General features: G+C 42.7%; 1 protein-coding gene. It reads left to right on the forward strand.

Going from position 1 to position 253, the window contains the following annotated elements; genetic code table 11:
* Positions 1 to 253 (forward strand): ATP-binding protein (locus SB717_RS37900; RefSeq protein ID WP_410908324.1); only part of this gene is annotated, 253 nt, incomplete at both ends.

The following is a 253-nucleotide window of genomic DNA, read 5'->3' on the forward strand; positions in this document are numbered from 1 at the left end:
TTCACCACCTTGTATGGGAGATCGTCGATAATAGTATCGATGAAGCGTTAGCAGGATATTGCGATGAAATTAACGTTAGTATCGAAGAAGATAATAGTATTCTTGTAACGGATAATGGACGTGGTATTCCAGTTGGTATACAAGAAAAAATGGGACGTCCTGCAGTAGAGGTTATTATGACTGTCCTCCACGCTGGTGGTAAATTTGGCGGTGGCGGTTATAAAGTTTCTGGTGGTTTGCACGGTGTTGGTGC

This window comes from Priestia sp. SIMBA_032, from assembly GCF_046535215.1.
Classification (GTDB): Bacteria; Bacillota; Bacilli; order Bacillales; family Bacillaceae_H; genus Priestia; species Priestia aryabhattai.